The 24,023-nt window shown below is 67.3% G+C and carries 26 protein-coding genes and 1 riboswitch; of the genes, 12 read left to right on the forward strand and 14 right to left on the reverse strand.

Annotated features, from left to right (window positions below):
- Window positions 1-297: 297 nt before the first annotated feature.
- Entirely contained in the window at window positions 298-936 is a 639-nt protein-coding gene (locus AC6RA4_RS08915; protein WP_500159483.1) for a hypothetical protein, read from the reverse strand.
- Between the two features lie 179 nt (window positions 937-1,115).
- On the opposite strand from AC6RA4_RS08915, the gene AC6RA4_RS08920 reads away from it, so the two are divergent.
- The gene (locus AC6RA4_RS08920) at window positions 1,116-1,691 is read left to right on the forward strand and encodes a hypothetical protein (RefSeq protein WP_500159485.1); all 576 of its coding nucleotides are present in this window, start codon (window positions 1,116-1,118) and stop codon (window positions 1,689-1,691) included.
- 18 nt (window positions 1,692-1,709) lie between these two features.
- Here AC6RA4_RS08920 and AC6RA4_RS08925 read toward each other — a convergent pair whose 3' ends face one another.
- Window positions 1,710-2,117, reverse strand: coding sequence for a universal stress protein (locus tag AC6RA4_RS08925; RefSeq protein ID WP_500159487.1), 408 nt, complete (start codon window positions 2,115-2,117; stop codon window positions 1,710-1,712).
- A 299-nt stretch (window positions 2,118-2,416) separates the two neighbouring features.
- Between AC6RA4_RS08925 and AC6RA4_RS08930 the strand changes: the two genes are divergently transcribed.
- Entirely contained in the window at window positions 2,417-3,112 is a 696-nt protein-coding gene (locus tag AC6RA4_RS08930) for a winged helix-turn-helix domain-containing protein (RefSeq protein WP_500159489.1), read from the forward strand.
- 31 nt (window positions 3,113-3,143) lie between these two features.
- Here the strand turns inward: AC6RA4_RS08930 and AC6RA4_RS08935 are convergent, their stop codons facing one another.
- The gene (locus AC6RA4_RS08935; protein WP_500159491.1) at window positions 3,144-3,479 is read right to left on the reverse strand and encodes an antibiotic biosynthesis monooxygenase family protein; all 336 of its coding nucleotides are present in this window, start codon (window positions 3,477-3,479) and stop codon (window positions 3,144-3,146) included.
- Between the two features lie 212 nt (window positions 3,480-3,691).
- Here AC6RA4_RS08935 and AC6RA4_RS08940 point away from each other — a divergent pair, with 212 nt between their 5' ends.
- From AC6RA4_RS08940 to AC6RA4_RS08965, 6 genes are all read left to right on the forward strand, one after another.
- The gene (locus AC6RA4_RS08940) at window positions 3,692-4,405 is read left to right on the forward strand and encodes a DUF484 family protein (RefSeq protein ID WP_500159493.1); all 714 of its coding nucleotides are present in this window, start codon (window positions 3,692-3,694) and stop codon (window positions 4,403-4,405) included.
- Complete coding sequence (locus AC6RA4_RS08945) at window positions 4,402-5,328, forward strand: tyrosine recombinase XerC (RefSeq protein ID WP_500159495.1); 927 nt, start codon at window positions 4,402-4,404, stop codon at window positions 5,326-5,328. The genes AC6RA4_RS08940 and AC6RA4_RS08945 overlap by 4 nt, the downstream gene beginning before the upstream one ends.
- A 119-nt stretch (window positions 5,329-5,447) precedes the next feature.
- Window positions 5,448-6,053 (forward strand): glutathione S-transferase, encoded by a 606-nt coding sequence (locus AC6RA4_RS08950; RefSeq protein ID WP_500159497.1) that lies wholly within the window; start codon window positions 5,448-5,450, stop codon window positions 6,051-6,053.
- A gap of 77 nt (window positions 6,054-6,130) precedes the next feature.
- Window positions 6,131-6,811: a phosphatidylserine decarboxylase gene (locus AC6RA4_RS08955; protein ID WP_500159499.1), complete on the forward strand. Its 681-nt coding sequence runs from the start codon at window positions 6,131-6,133 to the stop codon at window positions 6,809-6,811.
- On the forward strand, window positions 6,801-7,598 hold the full coding sequence (pssA, locus tag AC6RA4_RS08960) for a CDP-diacylglycerol--serine O-phosphatidyltransferase (protein WP_500159501.1): 798 nt from the start codon (window positions 6,801-6,803) through the stop codon (window positions 7,596-7,598). Before AC6RA4_RS08955 ends, pssA begins: the two co-directional genes overlap by 11 nt.
- A gap of 15 nt (window positions 7,599-7,613) precedes the next feature.
- The gene (locus AC6RA4_RS08965) at window positions 7,614-7,910 is read left to right on the forward strand and encodes an alkylphosphonate utilization protein (RefSeq protein ID WP_500159502.1); all 297 of its coding nucleotides are present in this window, start codon (window positions 7,614-7,616) and stop codon (window positions 7,908-7,910) included.
- 106 nt (window positions 7,911-8,016) lie between these two features.
- Here the strand turns inward: AC6RA4_RS08965 and AC6RA4_RS08970 are convergent, their stop codons facing one another.
- Window positions 8,017-8,676 carry an outer membrane protein gene (locus AC6RA4_RS08970; RefSeq protein ID WP_500159504.1) on the reverse strand — a complete coding sequence of 220 codons (660 nt, stop codon included), beginning with the start codon at window positions 8,674-8,676 and terminating at the stop codon, window positions 8,017-8,019.
- 218 nt (window positions 8,677-8,894) lie between these two features.
- Here AC6RA4_RS08970 and petA point away from each other — a divergent pair, with 218 nt between their 5' ends.
- The 3 genes from petA to AC6RA4_RS08985 are packed head-to-tail and all read left to right on the forward strand — an operon-like array spanning window position 8,895 to window position 11,636.
- Window positions 8,895-9,470: a ubiquinol-cytochrome c reductase iron-sulfur subunit gene (petA, locus tag AC6RA4_RS08975; protein ID WP_500159506.1), complete on the forward strand. Its 576-nt coding sequence runs from the start codon at window positions 8,895-8,897 to the stop codon at window positions 9,468-9,470.
- Window positions 9,471-9,483: 13 nt separating this feature from the next.
- Window positions 9,484-10,827: a cytochrome b gene (petB, locus tag AC6RA4_RS08980; protein ID WP_222601882.1), complete on the forward strand. Its 1,344-nt coding sequence runs from the start codon at window positions 9,484-9,486 to the stop codon at window positions 10,825-10,827.
- 20 nt (window positions 10,828-10,847) lie between these two features.
- Window positions 10,848-11,636, forward strand: a complete 789-nt coding sequence (locus AC6RA4_RS08985) for a cytochrome c1 (protein WP_500159508.1) — start codon at window positions 10,848-10,850, stop codon at window positions 11,634-11,636.
- 103 nt (window positions 11,637-11,739) lie between these two features.
- Here AC6RA4_RS08985 and AC6RA4_RS08990 read toward each other — a convergent pair whose 3' ends face one another.
- Genes AC6RA4_RS08990 through AC6RA4_RS09000 form a run of 3 tightly spaced genes read right to left on the reverse strand, consistent with a single transcriptional unit; the run spans window position 11,740 to window position 14,925 of the window.
- A complete protein-coding gene (locus AC6RA4_RS08990) occupies window positions 11,740-12,438 on the reverse strand; it encodes a thiamine ABC transporter ATP-binding protein (RefSeq protein ID WP_500159510.1) in 699 nt (232 codons plus the stop codon).
- A complete protein-coding gene (locus AC6RA4_RS08995; protein WP_500159512.1) occupies window positions 12,425-13,966 on the reverse strand; it encodes an ABC transporter permease family protein in 1,542 nt (513 codons plus the stop codon). Before AC6RA4_RS08995 ends, AC6RA4_RS08990 begins: the two co-directional genes overlap by 14 nt.
- Window positions 13,942-14,925 carry a thiamine ABC transporter substrate-binding protein gene (locus tag AC6RA4_RS09000; protein ID WP_500159514.1) on the reverse strand — a complete coding sequence of 328 codons (984 nt, stop codon included), beginning with the start codon at window positions 14,923-14,925 and terminating at the stop codon, window positions 13,942-13,944. Before AC6RA4_RS09000 ends, AC6RA4_RS08995 begins: the two co-directional genes overlap by 25 nt.
- 37 nt (window positions 14,926-14,962) lie before the next feature.
- Window positions 14,963-15,062, reverse strand: a riboswitch (TPP riboswitch).
- 93 nt (window positions 15,063-15,155) lie between these two features.
- On the opposite strand from AC6RA4_RS09000, the gene aroC reads away from it, so the two are divergent.
- Window positions 15,156-16,256, forward strand: a complete 1,101-nt coding sequence (aroC, locus tag AC6RA4_RS09005; protein WP_500159516.1) for a chorismate synthase — start codon at window positions 15,156-15,158, stop codon at window positions 16,254-16,256.
- Between the two features lie 167 nt (window positions 16,257-16,423).
- Here aroC and AC6RA4_RS09010 read toward each other — a convergent pair whose 3' ends face one another.
- The 7 genes from AC6RA4_RS09010 to AC6RA4_RS09040 form a co-directional block, all read right to left on the reverse strand.
- The gene (locus AC6RA4_RS09010) at window positions 16,424-18,295 is read right to left on the reverse strand and encodes a methyl-accepting chemotaxis protein (RefSeq protein WP_500159518.1); all 1,872 of its coding nucleotides are present in this window, start codon (window positions 18,293-18,295) and stop codon (window positions 16,424-16,426) included.
- 81 nt (window positions 18,296-18,376) lie between these two features.
- Complete coding sequence (locus AC6RA4_RS09015; protein ID WP_500159520.1) at window positions 18,377-19,255, reverse strand: DMT family transporter; 879 nt, start codon at window positions 19,253-19,255, stop codon at window positions 18,377-18,379.
- 176 nt (window positions 19,256-19,431) lie between these two features.
- Complete coding sequence (locus tag AC6RA4_RS09020; RefSeq protein WP_222601891.1) at window positions 19,432-20,544, reverse strand: site-specific DNA-methyltransferase; 1,113 nt, start codon at window positions 20,542-20,544, stop codon at window positions 19,432-19,434.
- An 89-nt stretch (window positions 20,545-20,633) separates the two neighbouring features.
- Complete coding sequence (gene rnhB / locus AC6RA4_RS09025) at window positions 20,634-21,281, reverse strand: ribonuclease HII (RefSeq protein ID WP_500159522.1); 648 nt, start codon at window positions 21,279-21,281, stop codon at window positions 20,634-20,636.
- A gap of 21 nt (window positions 21,282-21,302) precedes the next feature.
- The gene (gene budC, locus AC6RA4_RS09030; protein ID WP_500159524.1) at window positions 21,303-22,061 is read right to left on the reverse strand and encodes a meso-2,3-butanediol dehydrogenase; all 759 of its coding nucleotides are present in this window, start codon (window positions 22,059-22,061) and stop codon (window positions 21,303-21,305) included.
- 107 nt (window positions 22,062-22,168) lie between these two features.
- Window positions 22,169-23,293: a DUF8173 domain-containing protein gene (locus AC6RA4_RS09035; RefSeq protein WP_500159526.1), complete on the reverse strand. Its 1,125-nt coding sequence runs from the start codon at window positions 23,291-23,293 to the stop codon at window positions 22,169-22,171.
- Between the two features lie 209 nt (window positions 23,294-23,502).
- On the reverse strand, window positions 23,503-24,023 hold a 521-nt coding region (locus tag AC6RA4_RS09040; protein ID WP_500159528.1), incomplete at its 5' end, for a TCP-1/cpn60 chaperonin family protein.

A 24,023-nucleotide genomic window follows, 5' to 3' on the forward strand; every position in this document is an offset into this window, starting at 1 on the left:
CGATCGTGCCGATGTTGCAGTGCGGTTTGCCGCGCTCAAACTTTTCCTTTGCCATCTTTCTAAGACGCCTCGCCTTTTCCAGGGGCCCCAAATGACCCGGTTTCGCATCGCGGGCCGTTTATTGGCTTGCAGAGGGAAAATCAAGCCGTTCATGCGCCGATCGGCACGCGCGCGCATTGTCGCGCCCCGCGGAACACGGCCCGACGGGCCGCGAGCTCAAGCCCTTGTGATCGCGGGGGATCGCGGGTTTTCAGCGGAGACGGAGCGCGCGGCACCTTGCCGCGCCGCGGCATCGCCTCAGGAGGCGGCCCCGGCCGGCGCCGCGTCGGGCGAATCCGTCGCAGCGTCGGCCTCGGCCTCAAGCTCGGCAGCGGCGGCGGGAGGGTTGGCTTCGGGGCCGCCGAACCAGCCCTTGTCCTCCTGCATGCGCCGCATCCAGTTCTCGATCTGCAGCGCGGCGTTGGCCGAAAGGTTGCGCATCTGCTGCGCCTTGGTCTGGGTCACGCCCGAGCCCACAACGGTTTCGGCGCTGAAGCTTTCGAGCACGGTGAACTGCTCGGGCTCGGCGTTGAGCTTGCTCTGGGTCGCATCGTCCCAGACGGTGACGCGCAGGATCAGCGCCGATTTCGGGCTGAAAACCAGCGGCACGCCGGGCTGCGCGAGTACGAAGCCCTCGACGCTGATGCCGAGATGATAGAACTTGTCGCCCTCGTAGCGGCGGAAGCGCTCTTCGACCGCCTTGTCGACCGAGGCGATCCACTCTTCCTCGGTGGCATCGCGCGACACCGGCCCCTCGACGAGGTTGGGCGCCACCACCGCCGCGTGGCCGAGCTTGAAATTCCCGATCGGTTCCAGCGGATCGTCGAGCTGGGCTTGTCCGTTGGCGCAGGCCGCAAGGCCAAGCACAAGGCCGAGGGCGGGGATCAGGCGGTACATGGGCGGCTCCGGTCGTCGCGTCAGGTCGAACCGGCTTAGCCCAGCGAGCGCGCGCGCGCAATCGCGGCGCCCCGATGCAGCGCGATCACGGCCGCGTCATCGTGGCCACGGCGCGGCTTGCCATCCCGCCCGGCTTTGCGGACACTCCGCCGCGACCAAAGCAACGATCCGGCCCGACCTTGCCCCTCCACAGACATCTGACCGCGTTCATTTTCCTGAGCTTCACCCTTCTCGTGGCCGCGTGCGCGACGCCGCGCCCAGAGGATCTGCCGCGCCCGAGCGACGCGCAGATCGCGGCGCTTGCGGACGAGATCCACAGGCTTGGCCCGGGCATCGATGCCGGCGAGGCGGCGCGCGCCGCGGCCATCGCCTATGAGTACCCGCTGCGGCTTGCGGTGGAGTACCAGGTCGAAGACCCGCCGATCATTCACAACATGAAGGTAAACCAAGGACTCAAGCCGCGCGGCCTGTGCTACCAGTGGGCCGACGACCTGCAGGCGCGGCTGGCGCAGGAGGGCTTCCAGACCCTGCAGCTGCAGCGCGCCATTGCCAATTCGCAAAGCGCCATCCGCATCGAGCACAGCACCGTCGTGGTCACCGCGCCGGGCGACAGCATGTACGCGGGCATCGTGCTCGATCCGTGGCGCAATGGCGGCCAGCTCTACTGGGGCGCCGTCACCGAAGACGACGCCTATCCGTGGCTGCCGCGGCAGGAAGTCTTTGCCCGCAAGCGGGCGCTGCTGGCGGCGCGCTGACCGCGCCGCCGCATGGGCTCAGCGCAGCACGTGGACCGCGCATTTGGCGTGGCGCACCACCTGTGTCGCGGTCGAGCCCATGAGCATGTCGCCCATGCCCGGCCGGTGCGAGGCGATGACGATCAGGTCCGAGCCGTTCTCTTCGGCGTAGTCGAGGATGGTGCGGCCGGAATGGCCTTCGACCACGATCCCCGACGCATGGCCCAGCTTGGCCGCCATCGCGTCGAGCTCGGACTGCACGGCGGCGCGCGACTGGGCGAGGTAATCGGGCGGCATGTAGCTGATCGCGTAGCCCGGAATATGCTCCATGACGTGAAGCAGGGTGATGGTGCTGTCCTCGTTCGCCAGCTGACGGGCGACGGCCACCGCCGCCTCGGCCTTGGCGTCGCTGTCGAACGCGATCGGGACCAGGATATTCTTGTACATGCGCGGCCTCCTTCAAAGATTCTGCGGCGAGTTTGCGCTATCCGAACGGGCTATGCCTTGATCCATATCACCCTCACGCGGCCCGGTTCCGATCACAATTCGGTCGCAATCTGCCCCTAGCGTTTCCCGGCAGGCCGCAGAATGCGCCCCATCGACAGACCAGCACCGCCAGATCCCCGGAACCGCCAGATCTGATGCCATGCCGTCCCTCGATGGTCCGCAGCGCGGCCCCCGTCTCCCGCCGCGCCGACCGATCCCGAAAGTCGATCCCGAACGAGCCTGAACGAGGAGAGTCCCACATGCGCTACCTGATTGGCGAAACGAACTGGAAGATGGTCACCCTGTCCAAGGCGGTGACCGAGAGCGGGCTGCTTCGGACAAGCTGCGAAGCCGGCGAGGAGCTCGCCGATTTCCACCGCATGGGCCAGCACGACCTGCTGGTGCTCGAAGCCTCCCAGCTTGGCCACCACGCGAGCCTCGCCGACCTGCGCGCACTGCGCCCCGACGTGCCGGTCTGCCTGATCGCCTCCGCACCGTCCCCCGAGCGCATCGCGCAGTGGCTTCTGGCCGGGGCCGACGCGGTGATCGACGACACAACCCCGCTGCCCGAGGCGCTGGCGCAGCTCTCCGCCGTGGCGCGCCGCGCCCATGGCGTCGGCCATCCGCTGGTCGAGCGCGGGCCGCTGATGCTCGACCTCGAGCGGCGGCGCGCGCATCTCGGCGAGGTGACGCTGTCGCTGTCGCCCAAGCTCTACGAGATCCTCGAATTCCTGGTCTTGCGCCCCGGACGGCTGGCCGCGCGCGAGGCGCTGCTGAGCCATGTCTACGGGTTCGAGAACGAACCGGCGCCGCGGGTCTTCGACGTTTACATGTGCAACCTGCGCTCGCACCTGCAAAGCGTCGGCGCGGCGCTGAAGATCGAGACCGTCCGCGGCGCGGGATACCGGCTCGAGGTGAGCGAGCGCCGCAAGGACGCCCGCCCGCTGGCGGCCTGATCAAAGGGCATCGCGGCTGGCGCCAGCTGCGTCAGCCGTAGATCGCCGCAACGTCATACATCACCGGCTCGAAGCTGCGGCACAGCTCGTTGAAGCGGCGGTTGTGCGCGCGCATCTCGTCGCTGCGCAGCATGGCCTGAAAATCCTCGCGCTTCTGCCATTGCGAGTAATTGGCGATCCGGGTCTGGGCGTCGTTGACGTGCAGGCCCGCGGCGATGAAGCCCGGCTGTTTCGAGATGAAGCTCTCATAGGCATCCTGCAGCGCATCGAGCAGATCCTGGCAGGTGCCCGGCGAGGTCTCGAATGTTGTGATGACGGTCTGGCAGGGGCTCGGGCTGGTGATTTCTGGCCCAGTGTTGTTTGGCATGGGTCTCCTCCGTTCCTGTCCCAGTCTCGCACGGAACCGCGGCCACCGCCAAAGCTTTCCAATGCGACAGAATTTCCGCCCCGTTCCCCGCGGCGCGCGCGGTGTCCGACCGATGCGCAACAGCCGCGCGAAACCGGGACCGGCTCTCGAAAAATGGGGCGCAATCCGCCGCCTGCCCTGCTAGGTTGCGGGCAAACAACAAAGAGGCGGGCATGAGCAGACAGTCCCAGACCATCGTCGAGTCGCTGCGCGAGGAGATCATCTCGCGCCCCGACATGATCCTCGACGACCGCGACCTGATGCAGGCGCTGATCGCTGCCAACGAGCGCGCCATGGGCGGCAATATCGTCGATCTTCGCGGCATCGCCATGGACCGGCTCGAGGCCCGGCTCGACCGGCTCGAGGACACCCACCGCAGCGTCATCGCCGCAGCCTACGAGAACCTCGCCGGCACCAACCAGATCCACCGCGCCATCCTGCGGATGCTCGACCCGCTGGAATTCGAGCCCTTCCTGCGCGACCTCGGCGGCGAGGTGGCCGACATCCTGCGCGTCGACAGCGTCAAGCTGGTACTCGAGTCGGTGCAGAACGACAACGATCCCGCGATCAGACGGCTCGGTGACGTGCTTTCGGTGGCCGAGCCCGGCTTCATCGACGCCTTCCTCGCCGATGGCCGCAACCATGCGCCAAAGCGGCAGGTCACCCTGCGCCAGATGAACGAGGGTGACCCGGCGATCTATGGCGAGAGCGCCTCGTGGATGCGCTCGGAAGCCTGCCTGCGGCTCGATTTCGGAACCGGACGCCTGCCCGGCCTGCTGGTCATGGGCTCCGAGGATCCGCATCTCTTCACCCCGCAGCAGGGCACCGACCTGCTGGCCTTCTTCGCCGGGGTGTTCGAACGCGCCATGCGGCGCTGGCTGGCGTGACGCTCGAGATCTCTCCGGCGGCGCGCGACGCGCTGGAGGGCTGGCTGACCGCGGCGCGCGCGCTGAAGGGCAATTCCGAGAACACCATCACCGCCTACCGCGCCGATGTGCTCGAGTTCATCGTCTTCCTGACGTCACATCATGCCGAGCCGCAGGGGCTGGCGCCGCTGGCCCGCGTCACCACGCCCGACATGCGCGCCTTCCTCGCGCATCTGCGCGGCCAGGGCGTGGGCTCACGCTCGATGGCGCGCAAGCTCTCGGCGGTGAAGAGCTTCTACCGCTGGCTCGCCGAGCGCGAGGGCTTCGAGCCCACGGCGGTGATGATGGCCCGCGCGCCCAAGTTCCAGAAAAAGCTCCCCCGCCCGCTGGCCGAGGATGCCGCGAAAGCGATGATCGACACGGTCGAGATGCAGGCCGCCGACAGCTGGGTCGGCGCCCGCGACGCGGCGGTGGTGACGCTGCTCTATGGCTGCGGGCTGCGGATCTCCGAGGCGCTCGGGCTCAAGGGGCGCGATCTGCCGCTGGGCGAGAGCCTGCGCATCGTCGGCAAGGGCGGCAAGGAGCGCATCGTGCCGGTGCTGCCGGTGGCGCGCCGCGCCGTCGAGACCTACCTGCGGCTCTGCCCCTATGAGCTAGAGCCCGATGCGCCGGTGTTCCGCGGCAAGCGCGGCGGCCCGCTGAACCCGCGGCTGATCCAGAAGGTGACCGAGGCGGCACGGCTGCAGCTCGGCCTGCCCGCCACCGCCACGCCCCACGCCATGCGCCACAGCTTCGCCACCCACCTGCTCGCCGCCGGCGGCGACCTGCGGGCGATCCAGGAGCTGCTGGGCCATGCGTCGCTCTCGACCACGCAGGCCTATACCTCGGTCGACGAGGTGCACCTGATGAAGGTCTACGAGGCGACGCACCCCAAGGCGGGCTGAGCCCGCGCGGGCATCTGAAAATCTTTTCGAAAAGATTTGCTCCCATACCCGCCGCTGCCTAGGTTTCGCGACGAACCATCCCCGGGGCGCGCGCGCCGGGAACAGCAAGGAGCAGAGCCATGAAACTGCTGAAGGCCGGCCCGTCGCCCTTTGTCCGCAAGGTGCTCGTCACCCTGCACGAGACCGACCAGTACAACGAGGTCGAGCAGGTCGATGTCACCGCCTCGCCGCTGGCCCCCGATCCCAACCTGATCGCCGCCAACCCGGTGGGCAAGATCCCCGCCCTGATCCGCGACGACGGCCCGGCACTCTATGACAGCCGCGTCATCTGCCGGTTTCTCGACCATCGCGCCAAGGCCGGGCTCTACCCCGAGACGCGGCCTTTCGACACGCTGACGCTCGAGGCCACCGCCGACGGCATCATGGATGCCGCCGTTCTGATCGTCTACGAAGAGCGGTTCCGCACCCCCGAGATGGTCTCGATGGACTGGATCGAGGGCCAATGGGCCAAGGTCTCTCGCGCGCTCGACGCGGTGAGCACGCGGTGGATGAGCCACCTGCACGGGCGCATGGACATGGGCCACATCGCCATGGCCTGCGCGCTGAGCTATCTCGACTTCCGCCACGACGTGCGCAAGTGGCGCACCGGGCGCGACGCGCTGGCGGAATGGCATGCGGGCTTCGCCGCACGGCCCTCGATGATCGCGACGGAGCCCGAGAAGTGATGCCACGCGGGCTTGCAAGAGCCGGCATTGCTCCGTAAGCCACGGCAGTTTCCAAGACACGCGGGAGGATCCCAGCCATGCGGATGCGCGACACCTTCATCAAGCCCATGCACCCCGAGGGGCGCAAGTTCGTCGCGATCTTCGCCGCGATCACCCTGATCCTGTTCCTGATCTGGGAGCCTCTCGGCTGGATCGGCGTCGGGCTCACGGTCTGGTGCTACTATTTCTTCCGCGATCCCGATCGCGTCACCCCGGTGCGCCCCGGCCTAGTCATCAGCCCCGCCGATGGCGTGGTCTCGCTGATCGAGCCCGCGGTGCCGCCGGCCGAGCTTGGCATGGGCCCCGAGCCGCTGACCCGCGTCTCGGTCTTCATGTCGGTGTTCAACTGCCACGTGAACCGCGCCCCCGTCGCCGGTGAGCTGGTCAAGCTCGCCTACCGCCCCGGCAAGTTCCTCAACGCCTCGCTCGACAAGGCCTCCGAGGACAACGAGCGCAACGCCCTGCGCCTGCGCATGGAAGACGGGCGCGAGATCGCGGTGGTGCAGATCGCCGGCCTCGTGGCGCGACGCATCATGTGGTGGAAGAAGGAAGGCGACTGGCTCGACCGCGGCGAGCGCTTCGGCCTGATCCGCTTTGGCTCGCGTCTCGATGTCTACCTGCCCGACGGCGTGGCGCCGCAGGTCCGCATCGGCCAGACCATGGTGGCCGGCGAGACGGTAATCGCCGACCTGACCAGCGGGGCCGGCGATGACCACTGATCCCGAGTCCTCGGCCGAGACACCGCAGGCGCCCGCCACGGGCGCCCCCAAGGAGCCCGGCACCGAGAAGCTGACGATCATCCAGCTTCTGCCCAACATGCTGACCGTGGTGGCGATCTGCGCCGGCCTGACGGCGATCAAGCTCGGGCTGCAGGGCTCCTACACTTTTGCGGTGCAGCTGATCCTGTTGGCCGCCGTGCTCGACGGCATGGATGGCCGCCTTGCCCGCGCGCTGAAATCCGAAAGCGGCATGGGCGCCGAGCTCGACAGCCTCGCGGATTTCCTCAATTTTGGCGTCGCGCCGGGTCTGCTGCTCTACACCTGGGCGCTGGAAGACAGCCGCGGCTTCGGCTGGCTCGCGGTGCTGGTCTTCGCGGTCTGCGCCGTGGTCCGCCTCGCGCGGTTCAACGTGCAGCGCAAGTCCGAGGACAAAAGCCACGACAACGCCTATTTCACCGGCGTCCCCTCCCCTGCCGGGGCGCTTCTGGTGATGCTGCCGATGTTCCTCAGCTTCGCGCTCGGCTCGGGCCCGTTCCTGCCGGATTTCGTGCTGGCGCTGTGGATGGTGGCCATGGGCCTGCTGATGATCAGCCGCATCCCCACATGGTCGTTCAAGACCACCCGCATCCCGCGCAAGAACGCCAAGTTCTTCCTCGTGGCGGTGGCCTTCGCGCTGGCCGCCGCGGTGAGCTATGCGTGGATCACGCTGGTGCTGTTCTGCATCGGCTACATCGCCGCCGTGATCGTCATGCTGCCGCGCAAGCGGCGCATGGGCGCGGGCGAGTGAACGAAAGGAAAAGCCATGTCCGATCAGGAAGAAGAGTGGGTCTATGACGAGGCCAGCGGCGAATGGCGCCCGGCCTCGGAAGTCGCCGCGGCCAACGTGGTCGAGATCCGCGACGCCGCCGGCAACCTGCTGGCGGACGGCGATTCCGTGGTGCTGGTGAAGGACCTGAAGGTCAAGGGCGCCGGCCAGACGCTGAAGCAGGGCACGGTGATCCGCAGCATCCGCCTCACCGACAATCCCGACGAGATCGACTGCCGCCACGACACCATCAAGGGCCTCGTGCTGCGCAGCGAGTTCGTCCGCAAGCGCTGAGGCCGTCGCAGCCGCAGGGCGATGCCCCACCAAACCGCGCCGGCTTGCCCCAGTAACGAAAAAAGCGCCCCGAGGGGCGCTTTTGCGTTTCCGAAGGAGTCGCGGCTCAGAAGTTCAGCGACAGACCGATGTTCAGAGCATTGGTCTTGATGTCGGTCTGCATCGAGCCGCCGCCATCGAGATCGGCCTCGTTGCTCGAATAAGTGAACTGGTACTCGCCGAACACCGAGAAGCGCTCGTTGATCGGGTAGCTCACCCCCGCGAGCAGGCGCACCGCCGGGCCGGTGAGCTGGTAGCCGAAGGTCTTGTCGCCACCGGTGGTCTCGACATCCACGTGCGGCACCGCGATGCCGAGGCCGGCGCCGGCATAGGGGGTGATGTTGCCCCAGCGCTCGGGCCAGCGCTTCATCGCGTTCAGCGTCAACAGGTTCAGGCCGTCGGTGAACTCCATCCGGTCGAAGCCGATCGCCTCGCGCTCGTCCTCGGGGGCGTAGACCTTGGCGTGGGTGAATTCGAGCGCCACGCCAAAGGTTTCCGAGCGCCACCAGGTGCCGCGCAGACCGTAATAAGGCGGCATGGCAAAGCTCTTGCCGTCCCAGCCGATCAGAGCATCGTAGTCACCGCCGCCCGGGTAGTCGCCCGACACACGGCTGTGCGGCGCGGTCTGCCAGCCCGAGTAGAAGGACAGTTCGAAATCCTGCGCAGCGGCTTGCGACGCCGCCACCGCGGCGACCGAAACGGTCGCTGAGAGAATCAATGCTTTCATGGGATTGCTCCGGGCGCTCTGCATGGCTTCAGGGCTACATAGTTCGCAGCGCACAGCGTTTCAATTGCGACACAAGCGCACTTTGGGCGAAAGTGCCTTCATGATTGCTTTACGGACACATGACAGATCGCTAAACACGCGAGCGGAAAAGCCGTATCGGGACGCGGCTATCTAGCTATTATGGCCAGCAAAAGGCCGTGAGGAATGGAGATTACCCCGTGACACAAGCAGAAGATCACGAAGGCACTCGGAGGGACTTCCTCTACTATGCCACCGCCGGTGCGGGCGCAGTCACTGCCGGCGCCGCCATCTGGCCGCTGGTCAACCAGATGAACCCGTCCGCCGATGTGCGCGCGCTGAGCACCATCCGCGTCGACGTCTCCGGCGTCGAGACCGGGACCCAGCTCACCGTGAAATGGCTCGGCAAGCCGGTCTTCATCCGCCGCCGCACCGAGGCCGAGATCGAGGCCGCGCGCGGCGTCGAGATGAGCGAGCTGGTCGACTCGGACGCACGCAACGCCAACGTCGCCGCTGGCGCCGATGCCAGCGATGCCAACCGCAGCCTCGACGAGACCGGCGAGTGGCTGGTGATGATGGGTGTCTGCACCCACCTCGGCTGCGTGCCGCTGGGCAATGCCGGCGAATACACCGCCGGCGGCGTCGGCGGCTGGTTCTGCCCCTGCCACGGCTCGCACTACGATACGGCCGGCCGCATCCGCAAAGGCCCCGCCCCGCAGAACCTGCCGGTTCCCACGGCGGAATTCGTCGAAGAAACCACCATTCTGCTGGGATAAGGGAGGCATCTAGATGTCGGGTATTCCGCACGACCATTACGAACCGAAGACCGGCCCCGAGCGCTGGCTGCACAAGCGCCTGCCCATCGTCGGACTTCTTTACGACACCATCATGATCCCCACGCCCAAGAACCTGAACTGGATGTGGATCTGGGGCATCGTTCTCACCTTCTGCCTGGCGCTGCAGATCATCACCGGCATCGTGCTGGTCATGCACTACACGCCGCACGTGGACATGGCCTTCGCCTCGATCGAGCACATCATGCGCGACGTGAACGGCGGCTTCATGATCCGTTACCTGCACATGAACGGCGCCTCGCTGTTCTTCGTCGCGGTCTACCTGCACATCTTCCGCGGCCTCTACTACGGCTCCTACAAGAGCCCGCGCGAGGTCACCTGGATCATCGGCATGCTCATCTACCTGTGCATGATGGGCACGGCGTTCATGGGCTACGTTCTGCCCTGGGGCCAGATGTCGTTCTGGGGCGCCACGGTAATCACCGGCCTCTTTGGCGCGATCCCGTTCATCGGCGAGCCGATCCAGACCTGGCTGCTCGGCGGCCCGGCGGTCGACAACGCCACGCTCAACCGCTTCTTCTCGCTGCACTATCTGCTGCCCTTCGTCATCGCGGCGCTGGTGGCGGTGCACATCTGGGCCTTCCACTCGACCGGCAACAACAACCCCACCGGTGTTGACGTCCGTCGCGGCTCCAAGGCCGAGGCCGAGAAGGACACGGTTCCGTTCTGGCCCTACTACGTGATCAAGGATCTCTTCGCCCTGGCGGTGATCCTCGCGGTGTTCTGGGCCATCGTCGGCTTCATGCCGAACTACCTCGGCCACCCCGACAACTACATCGAGGCCAACCCGCTCTCGACGCCCGCGCACATCGTGCCGGAATGGTACTTCCTGCCGTTCTACGCCATCCTGCGCGCCTTCACCTCGGAAGTCTGGGTGGTGCAGATCGCCTCGTTCCTGACGGGCGGCATCATCGACGCCAAGTTCTTCGGCGTGCTGGCCATGTTCGGCGCCATCATCGCCATGGCCCTGGCGCCCTGGCTCGACACCTCCTCGGTGCGCTCGGGCAAGTACCGCCCGCAGTTCAAGTGGTGGTTCTGGCTGCTGGTGATCGACTTCATCGCGCTGATGTGGCTCGGTGCCATGCCGGCGGAAGAGCCCTATGCGAGCTTTTCGCTGATCGGCTCGGCCTACTGGTTCGGCTATTTCTTCGTGATCCTGCCGCTGCTCGGCGTGTTCGAGAAGCCGCTGCCGCAGCCCGCGACCATCGAGGAAGATTTCGAGGCCCATTACGGCAAGACCTCGGAAACCGGCTCCTCCGCCACGACCCCGGCCGAGTGAGAGAGAAAGGACAAATGATCATGTTCAAGAAACTTGCCCTTTCCACCGCGATGGCCCTCGGCCTGGCCACCGGCGGCGCCTTTGCCGCCGGCGATCTGGGCCATGTCGAGGATTACAGCTTCTCCTTCGAAGGCCCGTTCGGCGCCTTCGACCAGGACCAGCTGCAGCGCGGCCTGCAGGTCTATACCGAGGTCTGCTCGGCCTGCCACGGCCTGCGCTACGTGCCGTTCCGCACCCTCGGCGACGAGGGCGGCCCGCACTTCTCGGAAGATGAAGTGCGCGCCTACGCGGCGCAGAACTTCGAGGTCTACGACGCAGAGCTCGAGGATTTCCGCCCGGCCATCCCGACCGACCACTTCCCGGCCAACGACGGCGTCGGCGCCCCCGACCTGTCGCTGATGGCCAAGGCGCGCGCGGGCTTCCACGGCCCCTACGGCACCGGCCTGAGCCAGCTGTTCAACGGCATGGGCGGCGCCGAGTACATCGCCTCGATCCTCACCGGCTACACCGGCGAGGAAAAGGTCGAGGCCGGCACCACCTTCTACGAGAACCACGCCTTCCCGGGCGGCTGGATCTCCATGGCCCCGCCGCTGGCGGGCGAGGATGTCGAGTACAATGGCGGCCACCCGAACTCCCTGCACCACGAGGCGCAGGACGTGGCGGCCTTCCTGATGTGGGCCGCCGAGCCCAAGATGATGGCGCGCAAGCAGGCCGGCTTCGCCGGCGTGATCTTCCTCGCCGTGCTCTCGGTGCTGCTCTACCTCACCAACAAGCGCATCTGGCGCCCGATCAAGCACAAGCACGACTGATCGCGGCCCACCGCACAAGACAAAGCCCCGCGCCTCGCGCGGGGCTTTTTGTTTGTCCACTGGCTCGCGAGGAAAGCCCGCAAGGGCTTGAGGAGCGCGCCGCTCAGCTCCCGAGATAGCGCCGCAGCGCCTCCGGCGGATCGGCAAACAGCCGCTGCGTGGCGACCGGCGCCGAGGCGACCCCCGCATCGACCAGCACCACCTCGTCGGCGAAGCGCTTGGCGTCCTCGGGATCGTGGCTGACCATCAGCACCAGCGCCCCGAGTTCGCCCGCAACGCCGCGCACCAGCTCCAGCATCTCGCCCTTCAGCGCCGGACCCAGCGCCGCGAAGGGCTCGTCGAGCGCGATGATCGGCCGCGCCTGCAGCAGCACCCGCGCCAGCGCCGCCCGGCTCTGCTGCCCGCCCGAAAGCGCCCCGGGCTTGCGCCCCGCAAAGCCCTGCAGTCCGACCCGGTCGAGCGCGCGCTCGCCCGCGCGGCGCTCATCTTTCCACAGCCGCCCGCCATCGGGCCGCAGCGCCAGCCCGAGATTGCGCGCGAGATCCAGATGCGGGAACAGGTTGTTGTCCTGAAACAGCATCGCCACCGGGCGCCGGTCGGGCGCCGCGTCGGTGATCTCGCGCCCCTGCCAGAGCACCCGGCCCTCTTCCGGCCGCCGGAACCCCGCGATCAGGTCAAGCAGCGTCGACTTGCCCGCCCCAGACGGTCCGATGATTGCCACCCGGCGCCCCGGCGCGAGGCTCAGATCTGCCTCGAGCGAGAACGCTCCATCGCCGTAGCGAATCCCGTCAAGCGTCAGCATTGACCCGCCCTCCCCGGTCGAAGATCCAGAACGCCCCGAAGCTCAGCAGCAGCAGGAGCAGCGCCGCACCGGCCGCCGCCTGCATCTGGTAGGAGCCCATCAGCCGGTAGACTTGCAGCGGCAACGTCGCCCGGTCGGGATCGGCAAACAGCGCGATGACGCCGAGATCGCCCATCGACAGCGCCGCGGTCAGCCCCGCGGCAAAGCCCAGCGGCCGCCGCAGGCGCGGCAGGAAGACCAGCCGCACCCACGCCCGGCGGCTCATCCCCAGCGCCAGTGCCAGCCGGCCATACTCGGCCCGCACCGCCTCGGCCTCCGGGCGCAGGATGCGCAGCGCGAAGGGCAGCGCCACCAGCGCGTTCACCACCATGGTGACCGGCAGCGCCAGCGCAAACGGGTTTACATAAGGCCGCACGATCAGGAACAGCCCCGTGCCCAACACCAGCGGCGAGAGCGCGATGCCCGCCAGCCCCACCAGTTCGCCGCCCCGCGTCGCCAGCGGCAGCGCCCAGGCGATGCAGAGCGCGGTCGAGACCAGCGCCACGGTGACCGAGTTCAGCGCCGCCTCCCAGGTGCCCGGCCCCAGCGCCGCCAGCCCCGGCAGGCCACGCAGTGCCACCATGCCAAGCGGCGCAAGCAAGAACGCCGCCGCCAGCCCGATCCACAGCCCGTCGAGCACCCGCGCAACGGGCCCCTGCCCGTCCCAACGCCGATGCGCCCGGTCGAGCCCGGCGCCAAAGCCGCTCCCGGCACCCAGCCGCAGCGCCACCAGCCCTGCGGCGAACGCCAGCCCAAGCTGGATCACCGACAAAAGCGCCGCCCGGCCCAGATCGAAATCGAACCGCACCGCTTGGTAGATCGCCAGCTCCACCGTGGTAGCCCTCGGCCCGCCGCCCAGCGTTAGCGCCACCGCAAAGCTCGACAGGCAGATGACGAAGATCACCGCAAACGCCCCCGGCGCGATGCGCAGCAGCATCGGTACCTCGAGCACCCGGAACATCGCCAGCGGAGACAGCCCCAGCGAGGCCGCAAGCCGAAAGCGCTCGGCGGGGATCGCCAGCCAGCCCTGTAGCAGCAACCGCACCGCCAGCGGCAGGTTGAAGAACACATGCGCGAGGATCACCCCGTGCATGCCGTAAATCGTCATCTCCGGCAGCCCAAGCGCCCGCAGCGCGCCATTGGCCAGCCCGTTCTGCCCGAACACAGCGATCAGCCCGAGTACGGCGACGATCACCGGCAGGATGAACGGCGCCCCCATCAGCGCCACCAGCGCCCCGCGTCCCCGAAAGCGCCGCCGCGCCAGTGCACGCGCCACCGGAACGGCAAGCGCCACGCTGGCCCCCGCAGAGGCCAGCGCCTGCAACAGCGTAAAGCGCAGCGCCTGCCAGTCGCCGGGGCCGAGATCGCCCCAGCCCCCGGCGCGCACCAGCACTGCCGCCACGGGCCCGAGCGTCAACGCCCCTACCGCCAGACCGGCGAGCCAGGCGACAGCCGCGCCCCGTCTCAGCGCGAGAGCGCGCGGCGCCATGCCTCGACCGCCTCGTCGCGAAGCGCCGCCGCCTCATCCTCGGAGTAGAACAGCACCTTTTCGGGCAGCTCGAGCTCCTTGAACCCTTCGGGCCATTTCTCGCGCGGCAGTGCCGCCGGGAAGGACCAGTTGCCGGTGGCGATCATCTCCTGAAATGGTTCACTCATGGTAAACGCCAGGAAGTCATCCGCCAACTCCGGCTGATCCGTGCCCGCCACCTTCGCTGCCAGCTCGACCATAAAGTAATGCCCCTCCGGGAAGATCGCGGCCTTCTTGGTGCGATCGTCCTCGGCGATGATGTGATAGGCCGGGGAGGTGGTGTAGCTCATCACCATGTCGGCCTCGCCATCGGTGAACAGCCCATAGCTCTCCGACCACCCCTTGGTCACCGTGAGGATCTTCGGCGCCAGCTTCTCCCAGGCCGCCTCGGCGCCCTCGCCATAGACCGACTGCACCCACAGCACCGTCGCCAGCCCCGAGATCGAGCTGCGCGGGTCCTGAATAACGATCTTCAGATCGTCGGGCGCCTCGAGCAGCGCATCGAAGCTCGCCGGCGGCTCGGCCAGGCGCTCGGTGTTGTAGATAAAGGCCGTGTGGCCGTAATTGTAGGGCAGGAAGATCTCGTCCTCCCACGCGATCGGCAGTGTCAGCGGCGAAAGATCGACGTTGTGCGGCGCGAAGAGGCCGCTCTCGCGCGCCTTCTTGGTGACATCGGTGTTGAGCCCGAAGACGATATCCGCCTCGGTGCGCTCGCCCTCGAGCAGGATCCGCGGCAGCAGGTCGCCGGGCTTGAACTGCAGGTCGCAGGCGCACTCGGCCTCGAACATCTCCTCGATCTTCGGGCCCGGGCCCCATTCCGAGACGACGTAATCGCCCGCATAGACAGTCAGCACGGGGGTCTCGGCCAGCGCGGCGCTGGCGGTCAGAAGTCCCGCTGCAAAAGTGGTGGTGGCCCTCATGGCGTCCTCCAGACTTGCGGCGAGAGGGCAAGACTGGGCAGGATGCCGTCACCTTCCCTCCGCCGGTATCAACCGGTTCAGGTTCAACGGGTTCGCGTCATGCATCTCAGCCCGTGCGGGCACCCCGAGGTATCGCAAGACCTAGTCGCGCGCAGCGGCCCTTGCAAGGTGAAATCCCTTGAGACGCCGCCGCCCCTGCCCTACAGGAGGCCGGACAAAGGAGATCGCGCATGAGCATGAACACATTCGGCCACCTGTTCCGCGTCACCACCTGGGGCGAAAGCCACGGGCCCGCGCTTGGCGCGACGGTCGATGGCTGCCCGCCGGGCGTGGCGGTGGACGAGGCGATGCTCCAGCACTGGCTCGACAAGCGCAAGCCGGGGCAGAACAAGTTCACGACCCAGCGGCGCGAGCCGGACGCGGTCCGCATCCTGTCGGGCGTGTTCGAGGGCCAGACCACCGGCACGCCAGTGCAGCTGATGATCGAGAACACCGACCAGCGGTCGAAGGATTACGGTGACATCGCCGAGAAGTTCCGCCCCGGCCATGCCGACATCACCTATTGGCAGAAATACGGCATCCGCGATTATCGCGGCGGCGGGCGCTCCTCTGCACGCGAGACGGCGGCCCGCGTGGCCGCCGGCGGGCTGGCGCGCGCGGCGCTCGACACGCTGGCGCCGGGCATCGAGATCACCGGCTACATGGTGCAGGTCGGCCCGCACCAGATCGACCGCGGCAATGTCGATTTCGCCCAGATCCCGCAGAACCCGTTCTGGACCCCGGATGCCGGGGCGGCCGAGACCTGGGCCGCCTATCTCGACGATCTGCGCAAATCCGGTGACAGCGTCGGCGCGGTGATCGAGGTCGTCGCGCGAGGCGTGCCGGCTGGGCTGGGCGCGCCGGTCTATGGCAAGCTCGACACCGATCTCGCGGCGGCGGCGATGTCGATCAACGCGGTCAAGGCGGTGGAGATCGGCGAGGGCATGGCTTCGGCGGCGCTGCGCGGGTCGGAGAATGCCGACGAGATCAGCATGGGGCCGGATGGCCCGGTCTACAGCTCGAACCACGCCGGCGGCATCCTCGGCGGGATCTCCACCGGGCAGGACATCGTGCTGCGCTTCGCGGTGAAGCCGACCTCGTCGATCCTGACGCCCCGGCGCACGATCACCAAGTCCGGCGAAGAGGCCGAGATCATCACCAAGGGCCGTCATGATCCTTGCGTCGGTATCCGGGCGGTGCCGGTGGGCGAGGCGATGGTGGCCTGCGTGCTGCTCGATCACCTGCTGCTGCATCGCGGCCAGATCGGCGAGAACCGCGGCAAGATCGGCTGAGCGGCATACCCACTCGACGCCCGTTTTTTCTGTTTTCAGAGCCGTCGGGAACACGTCGGCGGCTCTTAAACCATCCGACGCCAGATCACCGTCTTGGATCCGGTGATACCTTTCCCGCCGGGTATAAGACCGGCCCTTTGCGGTGACCCGCCCCCGCCATCGGCTGGTTAAAAATCCTCCCAAAGCGCGGCGTTGTCCCCGGCGGCACGCTTCATCGGCGCCTCGCTCGGCGTTGCCGGCGGCACCTCGAGCTCTTCCACCGGAACCGTCACCGGCGTGACCTCTTCGATCTGCCCGGGTTCGGCCGCCATGAAGCGGTTGAGCTGCGCTGTCAGCCGGTCGGCCTCGCTGCTGAGCTGTTGGCTGGCCGAGCTTGTCTCGCCCACCATGGCGGCGTTCTGCTGGGTCACCTTGTCGAGCTCGGAGACGCCCACGTTGATCTCTTGCAAACCGGCGGCCTGTTCCTTGGCGGCGGAGGCGATCTCGCCCACCATGTCGGACACCTCGGTCACGTAGCGCACGATGTCCGAGAGCGTTTCGCCCGTCTGTTCCACGAGCTGGCCGCCATCCTTGACCTGCTGCGAGCTGTTCGAGACCAGCGCCTTGATCTCGCGCGCGGATTCCGAGGCCCGCTGCGCCAGCGAGCGGACCTCCGAGGCGACCACCGAGAAGCCCTTGCCGCTTTCGCCGGCGCGGGCGGCCTCGACTCCGGCGTTCAGAGCCAGAAGATTGGTCTGGAAGGCGATGTCGTCGATCACACCGATGATCTGGGTGATCTGGTCCGACGAAGCAGCGATCGAGCTCATTGCGGCCAAAGCCCGCTCCATCACGGCACCGCCCTCCTCGGCGCGGCGGCGCCCGGCACCGGCGCGCTGGTCGGCCTCTTCGGCGCGCTCCGCAGCGGCACCGACGCTGCTCGACATTTCCTCGAGCGCGGCGGCGGATTCTTCAAGCGTCGCCGCCTGCACCTCCGAGCGGCGCGACATCTCGGTCGACATCGACGACAGCTCCTGGGAATTTCGCTGCACCATCTCGGCGGAGTCGCGTAGCGACGCGATGAGGTCGCCAATCTGCTCGGACAGATCGTTGAAATCCTGACAGATCGCTTCGTAACTCTCGCCAAGCGCCGACCATTCCTCGGTATCGAGACGATGGTCGACCCGGCCCTGCGCCAGCCCCCCCATGGCATCGCCAAGGGCGCCGAACAGCGCGACGCGACGCTCGTTCGCGATGCGTTCGCGGGCCGCGTCACGCTCTCCGGCGCGGAGCGTGTCACGCAGGTTTTCGAGATTGCGTGCGATCATGCCAGCCTCGTCCCCGCGCTCCTGGCCCGGAATCTCGCAATCGTAATCGCCCCCGGCGATCCGCGAAACGCTGGCGGCGGCGGTCTGAAACGGGCGACCGAGCAGCCGGCCGAACAGCAGGACGCAGGTCAGCCCAAGCGCCACCGCGATCGCGTTTGCGCCGAGCAGGATGGCATAGCTGTTTCGCATCGTGATGTCGGTCTCGCGCTCGACCTCCTCGAACGCCGCAATGATTTCCGAGCGCATGCCCGCAACCGCCCCGCGCATGGTGGCAAGCGCCGGCAAGATCTGATCGGAGATGATCGCATCGCGCTGGAAAATCGTCGTATTCCGGTCGCCCAGCTGGGCGACCGGATCGCGCATCCGTTCGGCCACCTCGGCAACATCGTAGAACGCAGGCACAAATCCCGGACGCCGGGCGAGCTCGGTCTCGGTTTCGGAGAACACCGGCTCGGACGCGGCGGCGTGTTGCGATATCGCGTCGATATGGGCGGCGACCTCTTCAAGCACCGAAACGCTGCCATGCTCATATTCGAGAAACCCGACCCCGGCCCGTTCGATGCGCTCTTCGAGCAGCGCGAGAGCGCGATTTTGTGCCGTTATATCATGCCCATAGTGAATGGCCTCGATCAGGCGGAGCTGCACACCCCAAGAAATAGCCGCCACGACGATGATCTGCGCGACGAAGACCATGCCGAGAATCAAAAGCTGTAGCCGAATGGGGAACCTGCTCATCACCGCCTCTGCGCTTTGTCCGACGCCGGACGCACCGCCCGGCAAGGTCGTGAGCTAGCAGAGAGGTGTAAACAAACCCTTCTAACCTGCCGGGCGTGCGGGCATCCGCGAGAGCTGGACCGCAAGGATCCCCGCGGTGATGATCGCAACGCCAAGCACGTCCATGCGCCCCATCGGCTCGCCCAGCAGCACGGCCGCCACGGCAACGCCGAAGAACGGGTTTAGGAAGTGGAAGGTGGCGGCGCGGGTGGCACCGATGCGCTCGACCAGCAGAACCCAGACGAAGGTCGCCGCGACGCCGGGGATCAGCACCGTGTAGGCGAAGGCGGCCATCAGCTGCCACGACCACGTGACCTCGGGTTGCTCGAAGGCCACTGCCAGCGGCCAGAGCAGCGCGCTACCGACAAGCATCTGAAGGCCCACGATCATCATTACGTTGCCGCCGCCGATGGCGCCGCGCACCGAGAGCGTCGCCACCGCCAGCGACAGCACGCCGAGCACGCAAAGAAACACCCCGAACGGATCCGCCCCGCCCTGCAGCCGCGCGCCCATGATCAGTGTCACGCCCAGCACGCCCGCCAACAGCCCGGCATAGCCCACCGGGCGCAGCCGTTCGCCCAGCCAGAGCCAGCTCGCCAGCGCCACGATCAGCGGCATGGTGGAGGCGACGATCGAGGCCAGGGAGGCCTCGACGGTCTGCATGGCGACGAAATTCAGCCCAAGATATAGGGCGTTCTGGCAGATCCCGAAGATGATCGTCGCGCGCCACTGCGCCCGCGTCAGGCGCCAGCTCTGGCCCATCAGCCGGGCCATCGCCACCGCCAGCAGCCCCGAGATCAGGAAGCGCAGCGCCAGCGAGCCCATCGGCGGGGCGGCACTGACGATGATGCGGGCCGAGGTGAAGGCCGAGGACCACATGACCGCAAAGGCCAGCCCCATGAAGATCGCGCGCAGGTCCATGAACATACTCCGTTTGTGCACCAATGACGCGACTGCGCTGCAGGGTCAATCACGTCTCCGCGGTGCGGCAGATCGGGCAGAGCGAAAAAAGAGGCCCCGGCTGCAAGCGCAGGCGGGGCCAGTCAGCGCCTGCAAAGGCAGGCACCGGCGGTGTTCTTGTGGTTGTCCGTTGAGCCTCAGTTCGGGCGGGCAGCCATCTCGGCGCGGATCTGCTGGCGCAGCACGTCGATCGGGACGACCTTGCCGTCCTTGCGGAAATGCCAGTAGGTCCAGCCGTTGCATGAGGGTGCGCCCTCGAGATGCGCTCCGACCTGATGGATCGAGCCCTTCACGTCGTCGCCCACCAGCGTGCCGTCGGCCCGCACCTTGGCGACCTTGCCATTGGCCGAGACCAGCATCTCTCCGGGGCGCAGCAGGCCACGCTCGACCAGTTGGCCGAAGGGCACGCGCGGCTCGGCGCGCTTGGCGCGGGTGACCTCGAGCGAGGAGCGATCATAGGCGCGCACATCGGCGATGCGGCGCTCGGCCACCTCGCGATAGGCCGCCTCGCGCTCGATGCCGATCCAGTCGCGGCCGAGCATCTTGGCCACGGCTCCGGTGGTGCCGGTGCCGAAGAACGGGTCGAGCACCACGTCGCCCGGGTTGGTGGAGCCCACCAGGACGCGATGCAGCAGGCTCGCCGGCTTCTGCGTCGGGTGCGCCTTGTCGCCATTGGCGTCCTTCAGGCGCTCGCCGCCGTTGCAGATCGGCAGAACCCAGTCCGAGCGCATCTGGATGCCCTCGTTCAGCGCCTTCAGCGCCTCGTAGTTGAAGGTGTATTTCGCACCCTCGCCCTTCGACGCCCAGATCATCGTCTCGTGGGCGTTGGTGAAGCGCTTGCCGCGGAAGTTCGGCATCGGGTTCGACTTGCGCCAGATGACGTCGTTCAGGATCCAGTAGCCGGCATCCTGAAGCGCCGCGCCGACGCGAAAGATGTTGTGATAGGAGCCGATGACCCAGATCGCGCCGTTGGGCTTGAGCAGGCGCTTTGCCGCCGCCAGCCACTCGCGGGTGAACTTGTCATAGGCCGCGAAGGAGGCGAACTGGTCCCAGTGGTCATCCACCGCATCGACGCGGCTGTTGTCCGGACGGTGCAATTCGCCCTTCAGCTGAAGGTTATAGGGCGGATCCGCAAATATCAGATCGACGGACTCCGCCGGCAGACTGTTCATCATGTCGATGCAGTCCCCGGCCAGAATCGTGTTGATAGGGAGCGCTTCCGCGCTCTTCGGTTTGGTCATCGCGTTCATCTCTGCCTCAAGCCCTATGGTGCTTTTGCACTCGTTGGTTGGCCCTAATTTTGAGTCAAAGGTGATTCGCGGTCAATTTCTTTTTTGAATCAGTCACTTGTGAAATTAGCTTGCCACAAGATATTGTGTATCGGCTTGAAGGATCGCCTATGGTGAGGGGTCACTCCCAGATTTTGGAGGGCATCCTTGTGCTTTTTCGACCCGTAGCCGGCGTTGGTCTCCCAGCCGTAGCCCGGATGCTGTTGCGCCAAGTCCCGCATCAGGCGATCGCGGTAGCATTTTGCGACAACCGAGGCGGCAGCGATGCTGACCGAGCGACCGTCCCCCTTGATGATCGGCGTGGCGTCGCATGGAAGCTGCGGCGGGATGAAGCGCCCGTCCACCAGCGCGTGCTGCACCGGAACCTCGAGACCCGTCACCGCGCGGTGCATTGCGAGCAGCGAGGCCTGCAGGATGTTGAGCGCGTCGATCTCCTCGACCGAGGCCACGCCGATGCTGACCTCGGCGCATTCGTGCAGCCAGGCCGAGAGCCGGGCCCGCCGCTTGGCGCTGAGCTTCTTTGAATCGTTGAGCCCCGGCGGAATGCAGAGCGGGTCGAGCACCACAGCGGCGGCAACCACGGGGCCGGCCAGCGGGCCGCGGCCAACCTCGTCGACCCCGGCCACGCGCAGGTTTTCTCCCCAGAGGGGCGTCTCGAACGAGTCGTCAGGTCCAGTCATGCCGCCCAGAAAGACCATGGGCGGCACGGGATCAAGGGCTCAGGCCTGCGGCGGCTGGCCATTCGAGGCGGAAAGCCCGCCATCCACCGGCAAGTTCACCCCATTGACGAAGCGCGCGTCGTCGGAGGCGAGGAAGGCGATCACGTCGGCGATGTCCTCCGGCTCGGCCGGGCGGCCCAGCGGGATGCGCTCCATGAACTTCGCCACCAGTTCGTCGTTCTCGAGCATGTTGGCGGTCAGCTCGCTCTTGGTGAAGCTCGGGTTGACGGCGTTGACCCGCACGCCGCTGTTGCGCGCGTCGAGCGCCAGCGCGCGGGTGAGGTTGGTCACCGCGCCCTTGGCGGTGTTGTAGGCGTGCATGTTCCAGTCGCCGCCGATGCCCGAGACCGACGAGGTCATCACCACGTTGCCCTTGCTGGCTTTGAGATCGGACCACAGCGCCTTGGTGAGCCGCCAGACGCCGGTGACGTCGGTCTCCATGACCTCGGCGAAACCGTCCTCGTCGACATCCTCGATGCCGCCCATGACGGCGGTGCCGGCGTTGTTGACCAGCACGTCGACCCGGCCAAATGCCTCGCGGGCGGCCTTGGCGGCGGTCTCCACGCCCTCCTTGGTGGAGAGATCGGCGGGCACGACCTTGGCCGAAGGGATGTCTTCGGCCACCTTGTCGAGCTTCGACTGGGTGCGCGAGATCAGCACCACGTTGGCGCCCTCGCGGCCGAAACGGCGGGCGGTAGCGGCGCCGATGCCGGAGCTCGCGCCGGTGACGATCACGGTCTTGTTTTCAAAACGGGTCATCAAGTTGCCTTTCCTTTCAATCCTTTGGAAAGACAACAGGGGCGCGCAGGGCTTCGTTCCGCGCGCGTAGGCGCCATGCAGCGATTGCATGGCGCCCGGGCCCTCCCTCAGCCGGCGGTCTGGAACCGTTTTGGGAAGGCCGTCCGCGTCACCGCCCCGAGCCCGGCCAGCGACAGCGCCATGATGGCGATCCAGCCGACCAGCGGGATCAGCGCCACCAGCGCCGCGATGACAGCGCCCGCAAGCGCCGCCAGCGCTCGGTGCTTGGCCTCCTGCGGATAGCCCCGCCCGGCCAGCTTCAGCGCCCCCACGCCAAGCGCATAGGCGCCGACGATATAGCCCATGAGCCCGGCCACCACGGCGAAGAGCAGCGCCGCCGGGGTCAGCAGCAGGCCGATCAGGGTCATCGCCAGCAGGATGCCGGCGCCGATCAGCGTCGATTGCGCGATGAAGCCGGTGAGCAGGGTGCGGAACGGGTGGCCGAGCAGCTGCGCACGCATCCCGGCGAATTTCTGCGGCATCAGCGCCGCGGCCACCGCCGCAACAAGCGCCACGATCAGCACGCCGATGGCAAAGCTGATCACCGCCTTCACGCCGGGCCAGAACCCGCCCTCGCGGATCGGTTCCCACTCGCTTATTTCTTCGCGCTGCACCCGGTCTGCCGGGACCACGCTCTCCGGCACCACGACCTCGCCCGGGTCTTCCTCGTAGAGCGTCAGCGTGCCCTCGATCACCGCGTCGGGCCCGAAGCGCAGCTCGCGCGCTGTCAGCGCGATATCCCCGGTGACAGGCCCGTCGATCTCGACGAATTCACCCCCTGCCAGAAGCGTGCCGCCGATGGGCGCCGATAGGGTGATCTCGGAGCCGAAGACCCGCAGGTTGCCGGCGATGGGCGCGGTCACGTCGACCCGCTGTCCCGCCAGCGTGGCATTGCCTTCGACGGCACCGGCGACGCGGACCTCCTGCCCCGCGGCGTAGAGCCCCTGCCCCACCGGCTCGGACACGGTGACCCAGCGCCCGGCCATATGCGCTGCGCCGGAGATCTCCGCCTCGAGCGTCACCCGCTCGCCGGCGAGGAACACGTCGGCGCGTCCGGGCTCCGCCATGGTGGCGGTGCGACCGGCGATGAACCGGTCACTGCCGAGGTCGAAACTTTCGGTCTTCTCCTGCGCCAGCGCCGGCAGGGCGGGCAGCAGGAGCAGCAAAAACAACAGATGAAAAAGCCTGAACATCTCACTCCCCCTCGGATTGGTTCGGGGGGAAGGCTAGCACCGGCGCGCCTAGGGCACCTTACGCAGGATCAAATTCGGATTCCTGCAACCAAACGGCGATCCGCGCGCCGCGCCAGACATGACAAAGGGCCCCCGAAGGAGCCCTTTGCGTGCCTGAAGCACAAGCAACCAGGATGGTCGCGGTGGCCTCCCGAGGGAGGCCAGCCGGATCACATCATGCCGCCCATGCCGCCCATGCCGCCCATGTCGGGCATTGCGGGGGCGTCTTTCTGCGGCTTGTCTGCAACCATCGCCTCGGTGGTGATGAGCAGGCCGGCAACCGAAGCTGCATCTTCCAGCGCGGTGCGGACGACCTTTGCGGGGTCGATCACGCCGAACGAGAACATGTCGCCGTACTGGTCGGTCTGGGCGTTGTAGCCGAACTTGAGATCGTCGGACTCGCGGACCTTGCCTGCGACGACCGAGCCGTCGACACCGGCGTTCTGGGCGATCTGGCGCAGCGGGGCTTCCAGGGCCTTGCGAACGATGGTGATGCCGGCGTTCTGGTCGCTGTTGGCGCCTTCCAGGCCGTCGAGGGCCTTGGCACCCTGAACCAGGGCAACGCCGCCGCCGACCACGATGCCTTCCTGAACGGCCGCGCGGGTCGCGTTCAGGGCGTCATCGACGCGGTCCTTGCGCTCTTTCACTTCGACTTCGGTCATGCCGCCAACGCGGATGACAGCCACACCGC

It is taken from the genome of Salipiger sp. (assembly GCF_059781815.1).